This is a genomic window from Aneurinibacillus sp. REN35 (assembly GCF_041379945.2).
Classification (GTDB): domain Bacteria; phylum Bacillota; class Bacilli; order Aneurinibacillales; family Aneurinibacillaceae; genus Aneurinibacillus.
On sequence record NZ_JBFTXJ020000003.1, the window covers coordinates 199,271 to 217,617 of the forward strand.

General features: G+C 48.2%; 15 protein-coding genes. 14 read left to right on the forward strand and 1 reads right to left on the reverse strand.

Annotation, left to right across the window (positions count from 1 at the left end; translation table 11 throughout):
• Window positions 1–24 precede the first annotated feature (24 nt).
• From AB3351_RS07395 to AB3351_RS07415, 5 genes are all read left to right on the forward strand, one after another.
• A complete protein-coding gene (locus AB3351_RS07395) occupies window positions 25–2,001 on the forward strand; it encodes a methyl-accepting chemotaxis protein (protein WP_371146487.1) in 1,977 nt (658 codons plus the stop codon).
• Between the two features lie 122 nt (window positions 2,002–2,123).
• Window positions 2,124–2,504: a rhodanese-like domain-containing protein gene (locus AB3351_RS07400; protein ID WP_371146488.1), complete on the forward strand. Its 381-nt coding sequence runs from the start codon at window positions 2,124–2,126 to the stop codon at window positions 2,502–2,504.
• 109 nt (window positions 2,505–2,613) lie between these two features.
• Window positions 2,614–3,696, forward strand: coding sequence for a putative cytokinetic ring protein SteA (gene steA / locus AB3351_RS07405; protein ID WP_371146489.1), 1,083 nt, complete (start codon window positions 2,614–2,616; stop codon window positions 3,694–3,696).
• Window positions 3,693–4,370, forward strand: coding sequence for a glycosyltransferase family 2 protein (locus AB3351_RS07410; protein ID WP_371146490.1), 678 nt, complete (start codon window positions 3,693–3,695; stop codon window positions 4,368–4,370). Before steA ends, AB3351_RS07410 begins: the two co-directional genes overlap by 4 nt.
• Window positions 4,367–5,188: a hypothetical protein gene (locus AB3351_RS07415; RefSeq protein ID WP_371146491.1), complete on the forward strand. Its 822-nt coding sequence runs from the start codon at window positions 4,367–4,369 to the stop codon at window positions 5,186–5,188. The genes AB3351_RS07410 and AB3351_RS07415 overlap by 4 nt, the downstream gene beginning before the upstream one ends.
• Before the next feature lie 73 nt (window positions 5,189–5,261).
• On the opposite strand, the gene AB3351_RS07420 is transcribed toward AB3351_RS07415, so the two are convergent.
• Window positions 5,262–5,513 carry a DUF2627 domain-containing protein gene (locus AB3351_RS07420; RefSeq protein WP_371146838.1) on the reverse strand — a complete coding sequence of 84 codons (252 nt, stop codon included), beginning with the start codon at window positions 5,511–5,513 and terminating at the stop codon, window positions 5,262–5,264.
• 141 nt (window positions 5,514–5,654) lie between these two features.
• Between AB3351_RS07420 and AB3351_RS07425 the strand changes: the two genes are divergently transcribed.
• The 9 genes from AB3351_RS07425 to AB3351_RS07465 all read left to right on the forward strand — a co-directional run bounded on the left by AB3351_RS07425 (window position 5,655) and on the right by AB3351_RS07465 (window position 18,345).
• Window positions 5,655–7,739 carry a sigma 54-interacting transcriptional regulator gene (locus AB3351_RS07425; RefSeq protein ID WP_371146492.1) on the forward strand — a complete coding sequence of 695 codons (2,085 nt, stop codon included), beginning with the start codon at window positions 5,655–5,657 and terminating at the stop codon, window positions 7,737–7,739.
• Between the two features lie 256 nt (window positions 7,740–7,995).
• Window positions 7,996–9,099: a branched-chain amino acid dehydrogenase gene (gene bcd, locus AB3351_RS07430; protein ID WP_371146493.1), complete on the forward strand. Its 1,104-nt coding sequence runs from the start codon at window positions 7,996–7,998 to the stop codon at window positions 9,097–9,099.
• A gap of 45 nt (window positions 9,100–9,144) precedes the next feature.
• Window positions 9,145–10,566, forward strand: coding sequence for a dihydrolipoyl dehydrogenase (gene lpdA / locus AB3351_RS07435; RefSeq protein WP_371146494.1), 1,422 nt, complete (start codon window positions 9,145–9,147; stop codon window positions 10,564–10,566).
• A gap of 24 nt (window positions 10,567–10,590) precedes the next feature.
• Window positions 10,591–11,583, forward strand: coding sequence for a thiamine pyrophosphate-dependent dehydrogenase E1 component subunit alpha (locus tag AB3351_RS07440; protein ID WP_371146495.1), 993 nt, complete (start codon window positions 10,591–10,593; stop codon window positions 11,581–11,583).
• 16 nt (window positions 11,584–11,599) lie between these two features.
• A complete protein-coding gene (locus AB3351_RS07445; RefSeq protein ID WP_371146496.1) occupies window positions 11,600–12,583 on the forward strand; it encodes an alpha-ketoacid dehydrogenase subunit beta in 984 nt (327 codons plus the stop codon).
• 52 nt (window positions 12,584–12,635) lie between these two features.
• Entirely contained in the window at window positions 12,636–13,973 is a 1,338-nt protein-coding gene (locus AB3351_RS07450; RefSeq protein ID WP_371146497.1) for a dihydrolipoamide acetyltransferase family protein, read from the forward strand.
• Window positions 13,974–14,181: 208 nt separating this feature from the next.
• Entirely contained in the window at window positions 14,182–15,834 is a 1,653-nt protein-coding gene (locus tag AB3351_RS07455) for an acyl-CoA mutase large subunit family protein (protein ID WP_371146498.1), read from the forward strand.
• 16 nt (window positions 15,835–15,850) lie between these two features.
• Window positions 15,851–16,711, forward strand: a complete 861-nt coding sequence (gene mce, locus AB3351_RS07460; protein ID WP_371146499.1) for a methylmalonyl-CoA epimerase — start codon at window positions 15,851–15,853, stop codon at window positions 16,709–16,711.
• A gap of 89 nt (window positions 16,712–16,800) precedes the next feature.
• The gene (locus AB3351_RS07465) at window positions 16,801–18,345 is read left to right on the forward strand and encodes an acyl-CoA carboxylase subunit beta (protein WP_371146839.1); all 1,545 of its coding nucleotides are present in this window, start codon (window positions 16,801–16,803) and stop codon (window positions 18,343–18,345) included.
• Window positions 18,346–18,347: the final 2 nt, after the last annotated feature.

The following is an 18,347-nucleotide window of genomic DNA, read 5'->3' on the forward strand; positions in this document are numbered from 1 at the left end:
TCGACAATAAGGGGGAATACTGCTGTGAAGTCACTGAGAGGCAAGCTGCTGTGGATGGTGCTGCCGATTCTGATTGTGTCGCTTTCGACAATTGCTTGGATCAACCATTCAAAAGCAACGGAATTTCTCGAACAGAATTTTAATGAGAAGGCTGAGTTGCAAATCAGTAATTTAAAGAAGGAGCTTGGTACTTGGATTGCTGTGCGTGAGAGCGTGCTGAATACAATTGCGCAAGCTGATATCTTAAAGGAACGACCGTTAGAAGAAGCAATACCGTATTTAAAGAATCAACTGCAAGTGAATCAGGAGTTCGATTATTTTTTTGTTGGGGATGAGAAGGGAAATACGATTACGACTGATGGAAACCGGACGAATGTAGCAGATCGTCCATACTTCAAAAAAGCGATGAGTGGTATGACGGCGGTCTCTGATGTGATGATAGCAAAGACGACCGGCAAAAAAATCATCGTATTTGCTATTCCGCTAGAAACAAAAAGCGGAGAGAGAAAAGGCGTGCTGGCTGGAGTTATTACAGCAGATTATATTACCAGTGTGATCGCTTCGGATGTGAAGCTTGGCAAAACGGGCTACGCGTTTATGACGCAAAAAGACGGAATGATTATTGCGCATCCGAATAAAGACAAAATCCTTAAAGAAAATGTACTTAAAAATGGAAACAACGATCTAACATATCTTATTCGAGAATCACAGACAGGCAAAACAGGCTCACATCGCTACAATTACGAAGGAACAGAAAAACTAGGCTATTATACATTCATTCCACGGACAAGCTGGTCGCTTGTTATTACAGCTCCGGCAGCGGAGGCCACAGAACAGCTTTCGTATCTGGCTAAAATTTCGCTGGCAACGGTGGTCGGTGTCCTTATCTTTACGTGTATTCTTCTTATTCTGTTTGCCTCACGTTTTGTGCGGCCGATTCGTAGGTTAAGCCATCTGACCTCTGAATTGGCAGAGGGAAATCTAACGGTACGTGCCAATGTAAACAGCGAAGATGAAGTAGGCGCATTGAGTCAGAATTTCGACAAAATGATTGATAATATTTGCGAGATTGTGGAGACGATGAAAAAAACGTCTGCACATCTTGAGCAGTCGTCACAGAACATGACCATATCAAGCGAAGAGACGAAGCGTGCATCCGAAGAGGTGGCCGTTACGATTCAGGATTTGGCTGCCGGCTCGTCTACTATTGCTGATTCTGTCAGTGAAGTGACAGGAGAGATGGGAACGATGAAGCGTACCATCGACAGCATCTCACAAGAGACATCGCATATGGTTGCGTCGTTTATGAGAATGTCGAATCTCTCTCAAGAAGGGCTTGAAGCATCGGGACAGGCAGTAAGCAGAATCCAAGAGGTAGACGAGCGAATTTATGAGTCAGCGCAAATGATGCAAGGACTTGAAGAGAAGTCCAATGCGGTTGGCGGCATTGTTACATTGATCGCAAGCATTGCAGAGCAGACGAATTTATTAGCACTTAATGCAAGCATTGAAGCCGCCCGTGCAGGTGAACACGGCAAGGGCTTTGCCGTAGTGGCAGGCGAAGTGCGTAAGCTAGCCGAGCAGACCAATCGGGCCACCGCTCAGATTCAGACGCTTATTATCGATACGCAGAAAGAGGCGAATCGTGCCTCCCACTCTATTAGCAGCGGCGTAGCTACGGTACAGGAAGGCAGAGCTATGGTTGAGAAAACCGGCGCGTACTTCTCTGAAATGGTTGCCATGATTAAAGAGGTGACTCAATTGACGGAGGCGATTGCGCGTGAGATCAATCAGGTAGAACGCAATACTGTCACCGTAGCGGAGTCGATGGAGAGCATCGCGGCTATTACGGAAGAAGCCTCTGCCAGCACGGAGCAGGTAAGTGCATCAAGCCAGCAACAGGCTGCATCCGCACAGGAGATTCTTAATGACAGCCATCAATTAAAGGAGTTGTCCATTCAACTCCAGGAGGTTGTCAACCGTTTTCGTACGGATCAGTAAGACAAAAAGCCCCGTGGTCAATGCAATTTTGGCAGACGGGGCTTTTGTCTGTTGTTGCAAGCCCGAATAACCTGTAGTACGATACCATTATTGGTATATAAGAAAAGGAGAGAAGCAACAATATGGATTGGTTAGCTGTAGCATTACTGGGACTTTTGCTCGTATTCATTATCTATCGTATGCTGCCGCCCCGCGGTGTGAAAAGCGTATCGGTAGATGAACTCCAAGAGGCGATGAAGGAGCCGAAGGGCAAGCAGATCATCGATGTGCGTGAGTCGAATGAGTATCGTGGCGGCCATATCCAGGGTGCGCGCAACATTCCGCTTGGTCAGGTAAAGGTAGCTGCTACTGGTATTCCGAAAGACAAGGACACATACCTTGTCTGCGAAAGCGGATTTCGCAGCTCTCAGGCCGCACGCATTCTGAAAAAAGAAGGATTTAAAAATCTATACAATGTATCCGGCGGCATGAAACGTTGGAAGGGCAGAATCGTCCGGAAATAAGCGGAAAAAAAGAGAAGGAGCAAAGCTGATGGCTTGCTTGCCTTCTCTTTTTTGTTTCGTATGGAAAACCCTTCTTCCTTCCATACTACATAAGGAAGGAGTTGATCGGATGATGTTCCTGCGTTCCGAAAAATACAACCGCATGGTTCGTGGTCCCGTTCGGTGCGGGCATAGTACTAAACATATGCTTGCTTCGCTTCGGCCGGGAGATATTGCAGTGATCTCCCATCCGGATATTGATGAATTGGCGGCACGTGGACTGATCGAACAGCGGGTGAAAGCGGTTATTAATTGTGCCGTGTCGTTCACAGGAGAATATGAGGCGCGCGGAGCCAGATTGCTATTAGATACAGGCATACCGTTGTACGATTGTCCTGCAAGACCAAGTCTTGTAGGAGAGCTCTCTAATGGAGAGGAAATCATGATTGACGGGCATTACTTATTTAGGAAAAAGGACAAAGCGATGCTGATTCGCCTTTTGCCGGTTACACGCGAGATGTGGCAGGTCGCATACCAGAGTGCCATACAAAAGGCGGCGGAGAAGCTAACCCAGTTCGTGGATAATACGCTTGATTATGCATTGCGGGAGAAGGAGTACTTATTTCAGCCTCTCTCCTCCTTGCCCCTTCAGACACGGCTTGCAGGTCGTCCGGCGGTTGTTGTCTCGCGTGGAAGGCATTATAGAGAAGATCTATATGCCCTATATGATTACATCTCAATGTACCGTCCTGTGCTGATAGGGGTGGATGGAGGGGCTGATGCTCTCCTTCAACAAGGTCTAATACCGGATATTATTATGGGAGATATGGATAGTGTGAGCGATAGAGCGTTACGACTTGCCGCAGACATCGTTGTACATGCGTATCCGAATGGAGAAGCACCCGGAGCTAAGAGGGTCAGTGACCTTTGTATTCCATACCATAAGCTTGCCGCGCCCGGGACGAGTGAAGATATGGCGCTATTATATGCATATGACCACGGCGTATCGTTAATTATAAGCGTCGGAACACATACCGCCATGGAAGAATTCCTAGAAAAAAATCGCGACGGTATGGCCAGTACATTGCTTACGCGCATGAAGATTGGTAGTCGATTGATGGATGCGAAGGGCATTCATTGTATATATGGAAATAGTCAGCCTGCGCTGCCGTGGGTGCGCCATCTAAAGAACTGGATGCAGATAAAACGATGAAAAAAGCCGCTGCGATTATCATTCCTGCATATAATGAAGGCGCATGGATCAGGCAGACATTACAAGCATTACGTATGCAAGCAGACCTGTCATCATGCGAAATTATCGTCATAGATGACGGAAGCGAAGATAATACGGCCGAGCTAGCTGCAAAGTGGGCGGATGGAGTCATTCGTCTTGAAGAAAATAGAGGAAAAGGGTCGGCATTATGGCAGGGCGTACAAGCTGTGCCTCATGAGCGAATCTTATTTGTTGATGCGGATCTTGGGGCTACAGCTATTCATGTTGTCAGGTTGTTGGACGAGCTAGAGGAGGATGCATGTGAGATGGCAGTCGCTTGTCCTCCGTCAGCACACAGAGGGGGCTTTGGTTTAGCGAGACGCCTTGCTCAGCGCGAGATATATAAGGCAACAGGAACTATGCTGCGCGCTCCCTTATCAGGTCAGCGTGCATTGACGCGTCGTGCAGCTTGTGCCGTGCAGAACTGGGAGTGCGGATTTGGTATCGAAGCGGCTATGACGCTCGATATATTAAAGGCAGGCCTGCCAATGCGTGAAGTTCCCATGCCCATCATGCACCGTGAGTATGGTCGAACCGTGTCTGGTTTTTGGCATCGAGGCAAGCAATATGCTGTCATACGCAGAACGATGGCGGAGAGGCGGAGGCATAGATGATGGCGGAATTGCTGGTATTTCTTACGGCAGGATGGATGATCAGTTATATAGGGATGCACGGTATGATCCGTTTATTTTTGACTTATGGCTGGGTTGCTTACAACTACGAAGGAAAAGCCATTCCGCTTGGTTATGGAGCCGTGCTGGCCTTTAGCTTGCTGCTCTTTATGGGGATAGGAATCGCCATTGATTATAATCAAAATATTTTATTCGTTGCAGGCGGAGCCATGGCCGCTTCATTGTCCGGTTGGATCGATGACCGATTTGGACAGGGGGAGGCAAAAGGAATACGCGGTCATGTGCAGGAATTGTGGCGCAATGGCCGCATAAGCACGGGACTGATGAAAGCGGCTGTGATTGGCGGCTGTGCCATCCTGGTTGCCTCTCGCACATCGTCAGCATGCAGCTCGTTTATAGCTCACAGCCTGCTTCTTATGCTCGGAGCGAATTTTATTAACTTGCTTGATGTGCGGCCGGGTCGAGCGTTAAAAGGATTCTGGTTTATACAGTTTTTATGTATAGGGATAGGTGTAATCGCTGCGGAGATGCTTCCGCTCTTTCTGTATGTATTCGTATGTACGCTTGCGTCTGCTGCTTTTGATTTTTCAAGAAAAGCAATGCTAGGTGATACGGGGGCTAACCTGCTTGGTTTTTTGGGGGGAGCGTTCTGCATCTATTCCTTTGGATCGCTTGGAGAATGGGTGCTTGTTACGCTGCTCATAGCTCTTCATTTGTATACGGAGCAGGTGTCATTAACTGCGGTGATTGAGAAGCACCCGCTGCTGCATCGGATAGATGGATGGGGCCGTTTCAAGTAACGCTAGAATAGGGGACAAAAAAAGAACCGTAGCAGGGCGGAATGCATGCTCCTTCGGTTCTTTTGGTATGTGTTTACTGTTGTTCTTCCTTTTGAAAACGTGCTTGTACAAGGTTCTTTTTTCGATCCCGATGTAAAATATAGCCACCGATGAATGCAACACCAAGCAAAAAAAGTACGAATCCGAGAATGAATCGGCCAATCAGGAATTGATTGATAGCCGGATCAAAATACAGATACAGCGTATCCCGCATGGTTTTAAAGCCATAGGCTGCAACAGCGCCTGGAATCACATACACAATAAATACGGCAACAAATCGTAACAGCATCCTTCTTCCCTACCTTTTCTTTCCTATGCTCTCATCTTAGCGATTTCTCCACTCTTTGTCTACTCTTGCTTCCCTTCGTCTCCTTTGATTAAATGAAGATGGAGTCTGCAATTTTTTTCATGGCTAGGGAGGACGTACATGAAGATTGTAATTATGGGAGCGGGTCATGGCGGTACGGCGCTTTTGCGTGTGCTTCATGAGATGGATACTGTTACGATTGTTGGTATCGTTGATGTTGATAGAACGGCGCCAGGTATTATTCTTGCCGAGGAAGCGGGCATACCTGTAAGCGACTCAATCGAAACATTTTTTGCTGCGGGTGTGGATGTTGTACTCGAAGTGACTGGTGATCATACAATGTATCGGAAACTGCAGGCCATTAAGCCAGAAGACACCGTTATTATTCCGGGCAATGTTGCTTCTGTAATGATGCAGCTTATTGATGAGAAAATGCGGCTGGTGGGTGTATTGCACGGTAAACAGCGTGAAATTGATACCGTGTTGAACTCTACATATGATGCCATGATCGCAGTGGATAAGCGGGGGATGATTTCATTATATAACCGTGCAGCGGAACGGATTTTGGGTATAAAAATAGAAGATGCAATGGGGAAGAAGGCAGAGGAGGTCATTCCGAATTCCCGGCTGCATGCTGTATTGCAATCAGGGAAGTCGGAGTTGAATCAGGAGCAATCCTTAGATGATACCCGGCGTATTGTAACGAACAGGGTTCCAATTGTTGAGCAGAATGGCGACATTATCGGGGCTGTTGCGGTCTTTCGCGATGTTACGGAAGTAGCGACGTTAACGAATGAGATTATGACGTTGACGGATATACAGAGTTTGCTTTCGGCCATCATCCAATCATCCAATGATCCGATTTCTGTTGTAGACACACAAGGGAAAGGACTGATGATTAACCCTGCGTATACTCGTTTAACCGGATTGAGAGAAGAAGACGTCATCGGCAAGCCGGCTGATGTAGATATTTCAGAAGGTGAGAGTATGCATATGCAGGTATTGCGTACCGGCCAGCCGGTGCGCGGAGTGCCGCTCAAGGTTGGCCCTAAAAAGCGGGATGTCGTAGTTAATGTAGCTCCGGTCGTGGTTGATGGAGTGCTTAAAGGGAGCGTCGGAGTTATCCATGATGTATCAGAGATCAAAAAATTAACGGAGGAGCTTGAGCGGGTAAAGCGCTTGGTACGAAAGCTTGAAGCAAGTTATACATTCGATGATATCGTCGGACGCAGCGACGGGATGCTGCATGCGATTGAGCAGGGGCGCAAGGCAGCCAAAACCCCGGCCACTGTATTGCTGCGGGGAGAATCCGGCACTGGAAAAGAACTGTTTGCCCATGCTATTCACAATGAGAGTCCGAGGAAGTATAACCAATTCATCCGTGTGAACTGCGCAGCCATTCCGGAAGCGCTGCTTGAGAGTGAGTTATTCGGTTATGAGGAAGGGGCCTTTACGGGAGCAAAGCGGGGCGGGAAAAAGGGATTGTTCGAAGAGGCGAGCGGGGGTACTATTTTCCTCGATGAAATCGGAGAGCTGTCAATGAGTACACAAGCGAAGCTCTTACGTGTGCTCCAGGAGAAAGAAATTGTGCGGATTGGTGGTACGAAGGCATTGGCAGTAGATGTGCGCGTAATTGCCGCTACGCATGTAAATTTGGAGAGGGCGATGCAGAATGGAATATTTCGGGAAGATTTATATTATCGAATTAATGTATTGCCGATTGTGATTCCGCCGCTACGCTACCGCGCACAGGATATGGAGGAGTTGGTTAATCATCTGATCCATAAATATAATCAAGAATATGGACGCAATGTACAGGATGTAGCACATGAAACGCTACAGCGTTTAAGCGAGTATGGCTGGCCAGGAAATGTGCGGGAGTTGGAAAATGTAATCAGCCGCTCGCTTATCAATATGAGATTTCAAGATACGACAGTGCAGCCGTATCATCTCCCTGATTTAACCGTGCCGGAGAATGATCGGACTGATCTGAAGAAGGATGTACACGAGAGGGAACCGTTTTCTTCGCGTTTTCAGGCGGTTGATCAAGACCAACGCACACTGAATGAGCGGGTGGAGGAGATTGAAGCGCAGATCATTGCCGAAGCGCTTGCGGCCCACAAGGGAAATAAGACAGCAACAGCAAAACAACTGGGTGTTTCCATTCGGAATTTATATTATAAAATTGAAAAATATAACCTTTAGCACGAAAATGCATGCAAATAATTGCGCACTGTGCAATTATTTGCATGATGTTGATATCGTTTGTTTTTCATTTCTCGAGGCAAACTTCAGTAATTCCGCTACCTTTTTTGGAAGCGTTTACGAAGAAAAAGTTGGCACATAAGTTGCATAATAAAAATCGATGGAGAACAAAAATCAATCACACTAGAGAGATAGGTGTGCTGATGGCTTCTTTCATTAACGAAAGATGTATAACTTTTAGGAGGCATAAATCCTTATGAATATTTTTGAGTACATGGAAAAGTATGATTACGAACAATTGGTATTCTGCCAAGATCAGAATTCCGGTTTAAAAGCGATTATCGCAATACATGATACGACGCTCGGCCCTGCACTCGGCGGGACGCGCATGTGGACATATGATACAGAGGCAGATGCGATTGAGGATGCACTGCGCCTAGCACGCGGAATGACTTATAAAGCGGCTGGTGCAGGTCTTAATCTAGGCGGCGGAAAAGCCGTTATCATCGGAGATCCGCGTAAAGACAAAAATGAAGAAATGTTCCGGGCTTTTGGCCGTTATATTCAAGGGCTCAATGGCCGCTATATTACAGCGGAAGATGTGGGAACGACAGTTGCAGATATGGATACAATTCATATGGAGACCGACTATGTTACCGGCGTTTCACCTGCATTTGGCAGCAGCGGTAATCCATCCCCGGTTACTGCATACGGTGTATACCGCGGCATGAAAGCGGCAGCTAAAGCAGCCTTCGGCACGGATGATCTCAGCGGTAAGACGATTGCCGTACAGGGTGTGGGGAACGTAGCCTATAATCTGTGCCGTCATCTGCATGAAGAAGGAGCAGAGCTTATCGTTACAGATATTAATAAAGATAACGTACAGCGCGCAGTGGATGAGTTCGGAGCAAAGGCAGTAGACCCGAATGACATCTACAGCCAAACATGCGACATCTTCTCTCCATGTGCCCTAGGAGCAGTGATCAACGATACGACCATTCCGCAGATCAAAGCGCAGGTAATTGCCGGTGCAGCGAATAACCAACTGCGTGAAGAGCGTCACGGTGACATCATCCAGGAGATGGGAATCGTCTACGCTCCTGACTATATCATTAATGCAGGTGGCTTGATCAATGTCGCAGATGAGCTTCAGGGCTATAATCGTGACCGCGCAATGAAAAAAGTTGAAAGCATCTATGACAACATCCAAAAGGTCATTGACATTTCCAAGCGGGATAATATTCCGACATACCGAGCTGCCGACCGTATGTGCGAAGAGCGTATTGTTAGCATGCAGCGCTCACGCAGCACGTTTCTTGCAGACGGCAAGCATGAATTGTCCCGCATCCACCATAAATAGGAAGAACGGCCGTTTGTGATTTCACATTAATTATGGAGGTGCCTTATGTCCAATGAATATGATGTAGTGGTGCTCGGTGGAGGTACGGGCGGCTATGTAGCCGCCATTCGTGCCTCCCAGCTGGGCTTAAAAGTGGCAGTGGTTGAGAAGGATAAACTGGGTGGCACATGTCTGCATCGAGGATGCATTCCGAGCAAGGCGCTGCTTCGTAGTGCGGAAGTATACCATACATTAAAAAACGGTGCGCAGTACGGAGTTGAAGCTGGCGATATCGGCATTAACTTTTTGAAAATGCAGGAGCGTAAACAGGGAATCGTAGATCAGCTCCATAAAGGTGTGCAGCACCTGATGAAGCAGGGGAAAATCGATGTATACGAAGGCACCGGCCGTATTATGGGACCGTCTATTTTCTCACCGCAGGCCGGAGCGATCAATATTGAGTATAAAAATGGCGAATCAGAAATTCTGGTTCCGAAATTTGTGCTGATTGCAACAGGATCTCGTCCGCGTACGCTGCCGGGATTGACGATTGATAAAGAGGTCGTACTTACAAGTGATGAAGCGCTTGCGCTTACTGAGCTGCCTAAGTCTGTTCTCATTATCGGCGGCGGTGTAATCGGAATTGAGTGGGCTTCTCTGTTCAATGATCTTGGGGTTGAAGTTCAGGTTGTGGAATATGCAGACCGCATTCTTCCGCTTGAGGATGAAGAAGTTAGCAAAGAAATGGGCCGTCTGCTCAAAAAGCGCAAAATTAAGGTACATACCGGAGCAAAGGTACTGCCAGAAACGCTCTCAATTGGTGAAGGCGGGGCAGTAATCAAGGCGGAGCAGAATGGTAAAGAAATTGAATTGTCGGCAGAGAAAGTTCTTGTTTCGGTAGGTCGTCAGGCAAACATTGAAGATATCGGTTTAAACAACGTCGAAGCAGAAGTGGAAAACGGCTATATTAAAGTCAATAACATGTTCCAAACAGGCGAAGCGCATATTTATGCGATTGGTGATGTGATCGGCGGCCTTCAATTGGCTCATGTTGCATCACATGAGGGCATTGTCGCCGTTGAGCATATGGCAGGGCAGCATCCGCACCCAATCGATTATACGATGGTGCCGAAATGTACGTATAGTCGTCCTGAGGTAGCCAATGTAGGGCTTAGTGAAGCAGAAGCCGTAGCAAAAGGCTATAGCGTCAAAACAGGAAAATTCAATTTCCGGGCCATCGGCAAAGCGTTGGTTTACGGTGAGCATGACGGATTCGTTAAGCTTGTAGTAGATGCAGAAACCAATGATGTGCTGGGTGTACACATGATCGGCCCGCATGTAACCGATTTGATTGCGGAAGGTGCACTGGCGCGTGTGCTGGATGCCACTCCATGGGAAATTGCCCATACGATTCATCCGCATCCAACGCTCTCGGAAATCATGGGCGAAGCAGCACTTGCGGTGGAAGGCAAAGCGATTCATTCTTAATCGAAACTAAGGAGGCGATCCCTCATGGCGGAAAATCGTCATCAGACAGTAGGTTTAACCGATGAACAAGTACTGGACATGTACTATTATATGCTCTTAGCCCGCAAAATCGATGAACGCATGTGGTTGTTGAACAGGGCGGGAAAAATTCCATTCGTTATCTCCTGCCAAGGGCAGGAAGCGGCACAGGTAGGCGCAGCTTTTGCATTTGACCGTGAAACGGACTATGCCTGCCCGTACTATCGTGACATGGGTGTTGTGCTGGCATTCGGTATGAATGCAAAAGATATGATGCTATCGGCATTTGCGAAAGCGGAAGATCCCAACAGCGGCGGACGGCAGATGCCGGGTCACTTTGGCAGCCGCAAGCACAATATTCTTACCGGCTCAAGCCCGGTAACAACACAGGTTCCGCATGCGGTAGGACTTGCGCTTGCAGGACGGATGGAAGGCAAGAACCCTGCGGTATTTACATCTTTTGGCGAAGGCTCAAGCAATCAGGGTGACTTCCATGAGGGTGCTAACTTTGCGGGAGTACACAAGCTTCCGGTTGTTTTCTTCTGCGAGAACAATAAATACGCAATTTCTGTACCGCTTACAAAGCAGCTTGCCTGCAAAAGCGTAGCGGATAGAGCGATTGGTTATGGTTTCCCGGGTGTATCCATTGACGGAAACGATCCGATTGAAGTATACAAAGCGACCAAGGAAGCGGTGGATCGCGGTCGCCGCGGCGAGGGTCCAACGCTCATTGAAGCAGTCACATACCGTCTTGTTCCGCATTCAAGTGATGATGATGACCGATCGTATCGTTCGCGTGAAGAGGTAGAGGAAGCGAAGAAGAAGGATCCGATTCTGCGATTTGCCTCCTATCTGCGTGAAGTCGGTCTATTGACGGATGAGAAAGATAAAGAGATGAACGATCAAGTAGCGCAAGAAGTAGATGAAGCAACTGAATATGCTGAGAATGCGCCATATCCAGAGCCGGAATCAACGCTTGCGCATGTGTATGCGGAATAAGAGGGGGTAGAGTAGAATGGCAATCATTTCATATATTGATGCAGTAACCCAGGCTCTGCGTGAAGAGATGCAGCGTGATAAGCGTGTATTTGTTATGGGAGAAGATGTAGGTGTGCGCGGCGGTGTATTTCGTGCAACGAACGGACTGTATGAAGAATTCGGTGAGGAACGCGTCATTGATACTCCGCTTGCTGAATCCGCTATTGCAGGTGTTGCCATTGGTGCGGCAGCATACGGTATGCGTCCGGTAGCGGAGATGCAGTTTGCTGATTTTATTATGCCAGCTGTTAATCAGATCGTGAGCGAAGCGGCAAAGATGCGCTATCGTTCCAATAACGATTGGCATTGCCCGCTTGTTATCCGTGCACCGTATGGTGGCGGTGTCCACGGTGCGCTGTACCATTCACAGAGCGTAGAAGCGATGTTCAACAGTACACCAGGGCTTAAAGTAGTAGCACCTTCTACTCCATATGACGTAAAGGGAATGCTAAAAGCCGCGATTCGTGATGAGGATCCTGTTCTTTTCTTTGAGCACAAGCGCTGCTATCGCCTTATTAAAGGAGAGGTTCCTGAGACGGATTATACCGTGCCGTTAGGCAAAGCTGACGTTAAGCGTGAGGGTGAGGATATTACGGTAATCAGCTATGGTCTCATGCTTCATTTTGCGCTTCAAGCAGCAGAAAAGCTGGCTGAAGAGGGCATCAGCGCGCACGTCCTTGATCTGCGTACCCTTTATCCGCTTGATAAGGAAAGCATTGTAGAGGCGGCACGCAAAACAGGTAAAGTATTAATTATTCATGAAGACAATAAGGAAGGCGGCGTCGGTGGCGAGGTAGCTGCTATTATCGCGGAAGAATGCCTGTTTGATCTTGATGCGCCTATTAAGCGTCTGGCTGGGCCGGATGTACCGGCGATGCCATATAGTCCGACGCTTGAGAAGTTCTTCATGCTTACTCCAGACAAAGTAACGGCCGCCATGCGCGAATTGGCCGAATTTTAATAAAAGCTTCATTCGTTTCTTTATTTTCATATAAAAGGAGGCAACACGCATCATGGCAACCGAAGTGCTTATGCCCCAATTAGGCGAATCTGTTACGGAAGGCACCATCGCCAAATGGCTGGTGAAACCGGGCGATAAAGTAAAGAAATACGAACCATTGTGCGAAGTAACGACAGATAAGGTGAATGCTGAGGTACCGTCTACGATCGAAGGAACTGTAACGGAACTGGTGGCCGAGGAAGGTGACACACTTGCTGTTGGTGGGTTGATTTGTTATATCGCTACAGAAGGTGGAGTAGAGGAGGCAGCTGAGACGGCTCAGCCTGCCAATACACAGGAGACCGCTTCTGAGATGCCGGCAGCCGAATCGCCGAAGACGCAGCTTTCTTCTGCGGCGAAGCAGGGCGGCACAACAGCGGCGAAAGCAGCCGGGAAGCGCTATTCTCCCGCTGTGCTGCGATTAGCGCAGGAGAACGACATTGATCTAGCGCATATTGAAGGAACAGGACAGGAAGGGCGCATCACCCGTAAAGATGTGCTTGCCTTTATTGAGCAGGGCGGCAAAGCGACTCAGCCTACTACAAGCGCGGCTCAGCCAACCGCTTCTTCAAAAGAGCAGACATCAGCGGCACCAAAAGCCCCCGCTCCGAGTACGCGTCCTGCAAGCAGCACACCGGAAGTATCCACATACCAGGGTGATACAGAAATCCCTGTTAGCAATATCCGCAAAACAATCGCGAACCGTATGGTGCAGAGCAAGCACGAAGCGCCGCATGCTTGGACAATGGTCGAAGTTGATATGACCAATCTAGTAAAGCTGCGCAACAATGTCAAAGCCGAGTTTAAGACGAAGGAAGGCTTCAATCTTACTTTCTTGCCGTTCTTTATTAAAGCGGTCGTTGAATCCATTAAGGAGTTCCCGATTATGAACTCCGTGTGGGCTGGCGATAAAATCATCATGCGTAAAAACATCAACATTTCAATCGCGGTTGCAACGGATGACGCGTTGTTTGTGCCTGTGATTAAGGATGCCGACCAGAAGAGCATTTACGGCATTGCTCGTTCGGTGGATGAGCTGGCGGCAAAGGCGCGCAGCGGCAAGCTTTCCATGGATGATATGTCAGGCGGTACCTTTACTGTCAACAATACGGGTTCATTCGGTTCGGTATTGTCTGCTCCGATCATCAATCAGCCGCAGGCAGCAATCGTCAGCATGGAATCTATTGTGAAGCGTCCGGTTGTAATTGATGATATGATCGCGATTCGCGACATGGCGAACCTGTGTCTCTCACTTGATCACCGTGTGCTTGACGGTCTTGTATGCGGCCGTTTCCTGCAAAGTGTTAAACAGAAGCTTGAGTCATATAACTCTAAGACGAGTATTTATTAATTTGTAGGTCAAAATATAGCATAGATACAAAACTGTGGAGCGGAGTACCGCTCCTTCCTTTTATTCTCAGACAAAATTTTGTCGAAATAAGCAGGAATTCAGCAGAGAAAGCAGAATATGTAGAAAGATTGGAACAATTTCTTGTTTCAAATCAAACACAGACAGAGAGCAAAAAACCATACGGAGTGTTCTGTGAGGAGGGAAAACCATGGGCAAAAACAAAACAAAGAAAGCGCTTCAGGCGTGGGAAGAAAAAGTAGAAGCACGCCTAGCCAAAGTGCCGGAGCGCAAAGAGAAATTTACAACCTCGTCCGATATTGAAGTTGAGCGTGTATATTTTCCGGAAGAGTTGACGGATGAATACATGGAGCAATCCGGTCTGCCGGGTGAGTATCCGTATACGCGCGGCGTACAGCCGACGATGTACCGCGGCCGCTTCTGGACGATGCGCCAGTATGCAGGCTTTGGTTCTGCGGAAGAGACGAATAAGCGTTTTAAATACCTGCTTGAGCAGGGACAAACAGGGCTTAGTTGTGCCTTCGATCTACCGACCCAGATCGGCTATGATTCTGATGATGAGATGTCTACCGGTGAAGTGGGCAAGGTAGGGGTTGCCATCGATTCGCTTGAAGACATGGAGATTTTACTTGATGGCATTCCGCTTGACAAAGTAAGTACATCCATGACGATCAATGCACCGGCGGCCGTACTGCTTGCTATGTATATCGCTGTAGGCGAGAAGCAGGGCGTGTCCTCTGAGAAGGTATCAGGCACCATTCAGAACGATATTTTGAAAGAATATATTGCGCGTGGAACATATATTTTCCCCCCAAAACCATCCATGCGCTTAATTACGGATATTTTCGCATACTGCGCGAAGCATGTTCCAAAATGGAACACAATCAGCATTAGCGGCTACCACATTCGTGAAGCAGGTTCTACAGCGGTACAGGAAGTGGCGTTCACGCTTGCAGACGCGGTAGCGTATGTAGAAGCTGCGCTTGAAGCAGGCTTAGATGTAGATGATTTTGCACCGCAGCTATCCTTCTTCTTCAACGGCCACAACAATTTCTTTGAAGAAATCGCCAAATTCCGTGCGGCGCGCCGTATCTGGTCTCGCTTAATGAAAGAAAAGTACGGAGCAAAAAATCCAAAATCCTGGCAGTTCCGCGTACATACACAGACGGGCGGTTCCACTCTTACCGCACAGCAGCCGGATAATAACATTGTCCGTGTAACGGTTCAGGCACTGGCTGCGGTACTGGGCGGAACGCAGAGCTTGCACACGAACTCCCGTGATGAAGCGTTGGCGCTGCCAACAGAGGAATCCGCTCGCATTGCGCTGCGTACCCAGCAGATTATTGCCTATGAAACAGGCGTTACCGATACGGTTGATCCGCTTGCAGGATCATACTATGTAGAAAGCCTGACCGACCAGATCGAGGAGCAGGTGCTTGAGTATCTGAAGAAGATTGAAGACATGGGCGGTGCTGTGTCAGCGGTAGAGCAAGGATATATGCAGCGCGAAATTCACGAGAAAGCATACGAGTTCCAGAAGAAAGTGGAATCCGGTGAGGAAGTAGTGGTAGGTGTAAACCGTTTCCGTGTCGAAGGAGAGAAGCAGCCGGAACTGCTCCGTGTTGATCCGAGTCTAGGCAAAGTACAGCGTGCCAAGCTGGAGCAGCTTCGCGAACGCCGCGACAACAAGCAAGTGCAAGAGAAGCTCGAAGCGTTACGTGAAGGCGCTAAAGGAAACGATAATTTAATGCCGCTTATTTTGGACGCGGTCCGCGTGTACGCTACCATCGGAGAGATCTGTGGCGTATTGCGCGAAGAATTCGGCGAATACCGTCCGGTGTAAGGAGAGGATGAGAGAGATGGAGAGAACAATACGCGTACTTGTAGCAAAACCAGGACTTGACGGACATGATCGCGGCGCGCTTGTCATTGCGCAGGCGCTGCGTGACGAAGGGATGGAAGTCGTATATACAGGTCTTCGCCAGACACCGGCCCAGATCGTCGCAAGTGCGATTCAGGAAGATGTAGATGTGATCGGACTTTCCTGCCTGTCTGGTGCACACAATGAATTATTTCCTGAAGTCATTCGTCTACTAAAAGAACACGGAGCAGAGGATATCGTTGTGATTGGCGGCGGCGTTATTCCGGATGAGGATATTCCATATCTTGAAGAGCAAGGGGTGGCAAAAGTATTCACCCCAGGAACAAAGACAAAAGACACGGCTGACTTTATCCGTCACAAAGTGCAGGAGAACAAGGGTACAGCAGAGCCCATCATGAGTTCGCCTGAAAAAATTGAACATATCGGCATTGCCGTTAAGAATATGGATGAAGCGGTAGCGTTTTATACGCAGATGCTTGGTCTAAAGCTCGTCGGTTTTGAAACAGTAGAAAGCGAACATGTACGTGTTGCATTTCTAGAGATTGGCGAGACGCATATTGAACTTTTAGAGCCGACAAGTGATGAGAGTGCCATTGCCAAGTTTATTGAGAAGAAGGGTGAAGGTATTCATCATATTGCGCTAAAAGTCGATCAGCAAACAGAGCGTCTGGCAAAGCTTAAAGAAGCCGGCGTAAAGGTGATTACGGACACGCCGAAGCTTGGCGCACATAATAATATGGTTGCCTTCCTGCATCCAAAGGCAACGCAAGGCGTGCTGCTCGAACTTTGCCAGAAAGCGGAGACACCAGAATTATCAGGCCATGCTGACAAACACTAAAAATAAAAACGGAGAGACGACAAGGTGAGAGATTCTTGCCTTGTTTTCCATGTCAATGGATAGGAGGACTATACACAGATATGAGCACCATGTATGAGAAAATTGATGAAATGTATGAACGTCGCCGCAAAGTGGAGCTTGGCGGTGGAGATAAGCGTATTGATGCACAGCATAACCGCGGTAAATTGACAGCACGCGAGAGAATCGATTTGTTTTTGGATGAGGGTACTTTCGTAGAATTGAATCCGTTCATTGAACATCGGGCGACAAGCTTTGGTATGGATAAGCTAGAAGGTCCAGGTGAGGGTGTAGTTACCGGCTACGGTAAAGTACACGGCCGCCTTGTATTTATTTTCTCTCAGGATTTCACCGTGTTCGGTGGTGCGTTAGGTGAGATGCATGCGATGAAAATTGCACGCATTATGGACTTGGCAGCCAAAAACGGTGCGCCGATTATCGGCCTCAATGATTCTGGCGGTGCGCGCATCCAAGAAGGGGTCGAATCGCTAGACGGCTATGGTCATGTATTCTACCGCAACTCCATTTATTCCGGCGTCATTCCTCAAATCTCTGTCATCATGGGACCATGCGCAGGCGGCGCTGTATATTCACCAGCCATTACAGACTTTGTCTGCATGGTGGAGAAGACAAGCCAGATGTTTATCACGGGTCCGAAGGTAATTGAGGCTGTTACCGGAGAGAAAATCACGTCTGAGAACTTAGGTGGCGCGAAGGTGCATGCGTCCATTAGCGGGAATGCACATTTTATCGCCCCTTCCGAGCCGGAGATGCTAGATCAGGTACGCCGCTTGTTGAGCTTCCTGCCGCAGAACAATATGGAAGATCCGCCGGTCGTTCCGCCTGCAGAAGCAGACGAGGGTTGGGATGATGAGCTGGCAGAGATTGTACCGATTGCTGCGACGAAGGTGTATGATGTGCGTAAAGTCATCCACAAAATCGTAGACGGCGGCGATTTCTTAGAAGTGCAGCCTGATTTTGCGAAGAATGTTGTTATCGGTTTGGGGCGAATTGACGGCCATTCCGTAGGGATCATTGCCAACCAGCCGAAATTCATGGCCGGAGGGCTTGATATTAACTCCTCGGATAAACTCTCACGCTTTGTCCGCTTCTGTGACGCGTTTAATATTCCGCTGATTACATTTGAAGATGTATCAGGCTTCTTCCCTGGTATCAACCAGGAGCATGGTGGCATTATTCGTCACGGTGCGAAGATTTTGTACGCGTACTCTGAAGCGACGGTGCCGAAGATTACGGTCATTCTGCGTAAAGCGTTCGGCGGCGCTTATGTGGCTCTGAATTCAAAAGCAATCGGTGCAGACGTCGTCTATGCATGGCCAAATGCCGAAATTGCGGTAATGGGTGCAGAGGGCGCAGCTAATATTATTTTTGCACGTGAAATTGAAAACAGCGAAAATCCTGCGGAAACACGCCAGGCCAAAATTCAAGAGTATCGTGAGCGTTTTGCCAATCCATATGTTGCGGCAAGCCGCGGCATGGTAGACGATGTTATTGATCCGCGTGAGACGCGGAAAAAATTGCGTGAAGCGTTAGATATGCTGCGCACCAAGCGGGATACGCGTCCGGCGAAAAAGCACGGCAATATCCCGTTGTAAGA

What these genes read in the sequence shown, in the direction of transcription:
- AB3351_RS07415 (WP_371146491.1), top strand. Translation starts at nt 4,367, where the DNA reads ATGATGGCGGAATTGCTGGTATTTCTTACGGCAGGATGGATGATCAGT.
- AB3351_RS07455 (WP_371146498.1), top strand. Translation starts at nt 14,182, where the DNA reads ATGGGCAAAAACAAAACAAAGAAAGCGCTTCAGGCGTGGGAAGAAAAA.
- mce (WP_371146499.1), top strand. Translation starts at nt 15,851, where the DNA reads ATGGAGAGAACAATACGCGTACTTGTAGCAAAACCAGGACTTGACGGA.
- AB3351_RS07400 (WP_371146488.1), top strand. Translation starts at nt 2,124, where the DNA reads ATGGATTGGTTAGCTGTAGCATTACTGGGACTTTTGCTCGTATTCATT.
- AB3351_RS07425 (WP_371146492.1), top strand. Translation starts at nt 5,655, where the DNA reads ATGAAGATTGTAATTATGGGAGCGGGTCATGGCGGTACGGCGCTTTTG.
- AB3351_RS07440 (WP_371146495.1), top strand. Translation starts at nt 10,591, where the DNA reads ATGGCGGAAAATCGTCATCAGACAGTAGGTTTAACCGATGAACAAGTA.
- AB3351_RS07450 (WP_371146497.1), top strand. Translation starts at nt 12,636, where the DNA reads ATGGCAACCGAAGTGCTTATGCCCCAATTAGGCGAATCTGTTACGGAA.
- lpdA (WP_371146494.1), top strand. Translation starts at nt 9,145, where the DNA reads ATGTCCAATGAATATGATGTAGTGGTGCTCGGTGGAGGTACGGGCGGC.
- AB3351_RS07410 (WP_371146490.1), top strand. Translation starts at nt 3,693, where the DNA reads ATGAAAAAAGCCGCTGCGATTATCATTCCTGCATATAATGAAGGCGCA.
- AB3351_RS07465 (WP_371146839.1), top strand. Translation starts at nt 16,801, where the DNA reads ATGTATGAGAAAATTGATGAAATGTATGAACGTCGCCGCAAAGTGGAG.
- AB3351_RS07445 (WP_371146496.1), top strand. Translation starts at nt 11,600, where the DNA reads ATGGCAATCATTTCATATATTGATGCAGTAACCCAGGCTCTGCGTGAA.
- steA (WP_371146489.1), top strand. Translation starts at nt 2,614, where the DNA reads ATGATGTTCCTGCGTTCCGAAAAATACAACCGCATGGTTCGTGGTCCC.
- bcd (WP_371146493.1), top strand. Translation starts at nt 7,996, where the DNA reads ATGAATATTTTTGAGTACATGGAAAAGTATGATTACGAACAATTGGTA.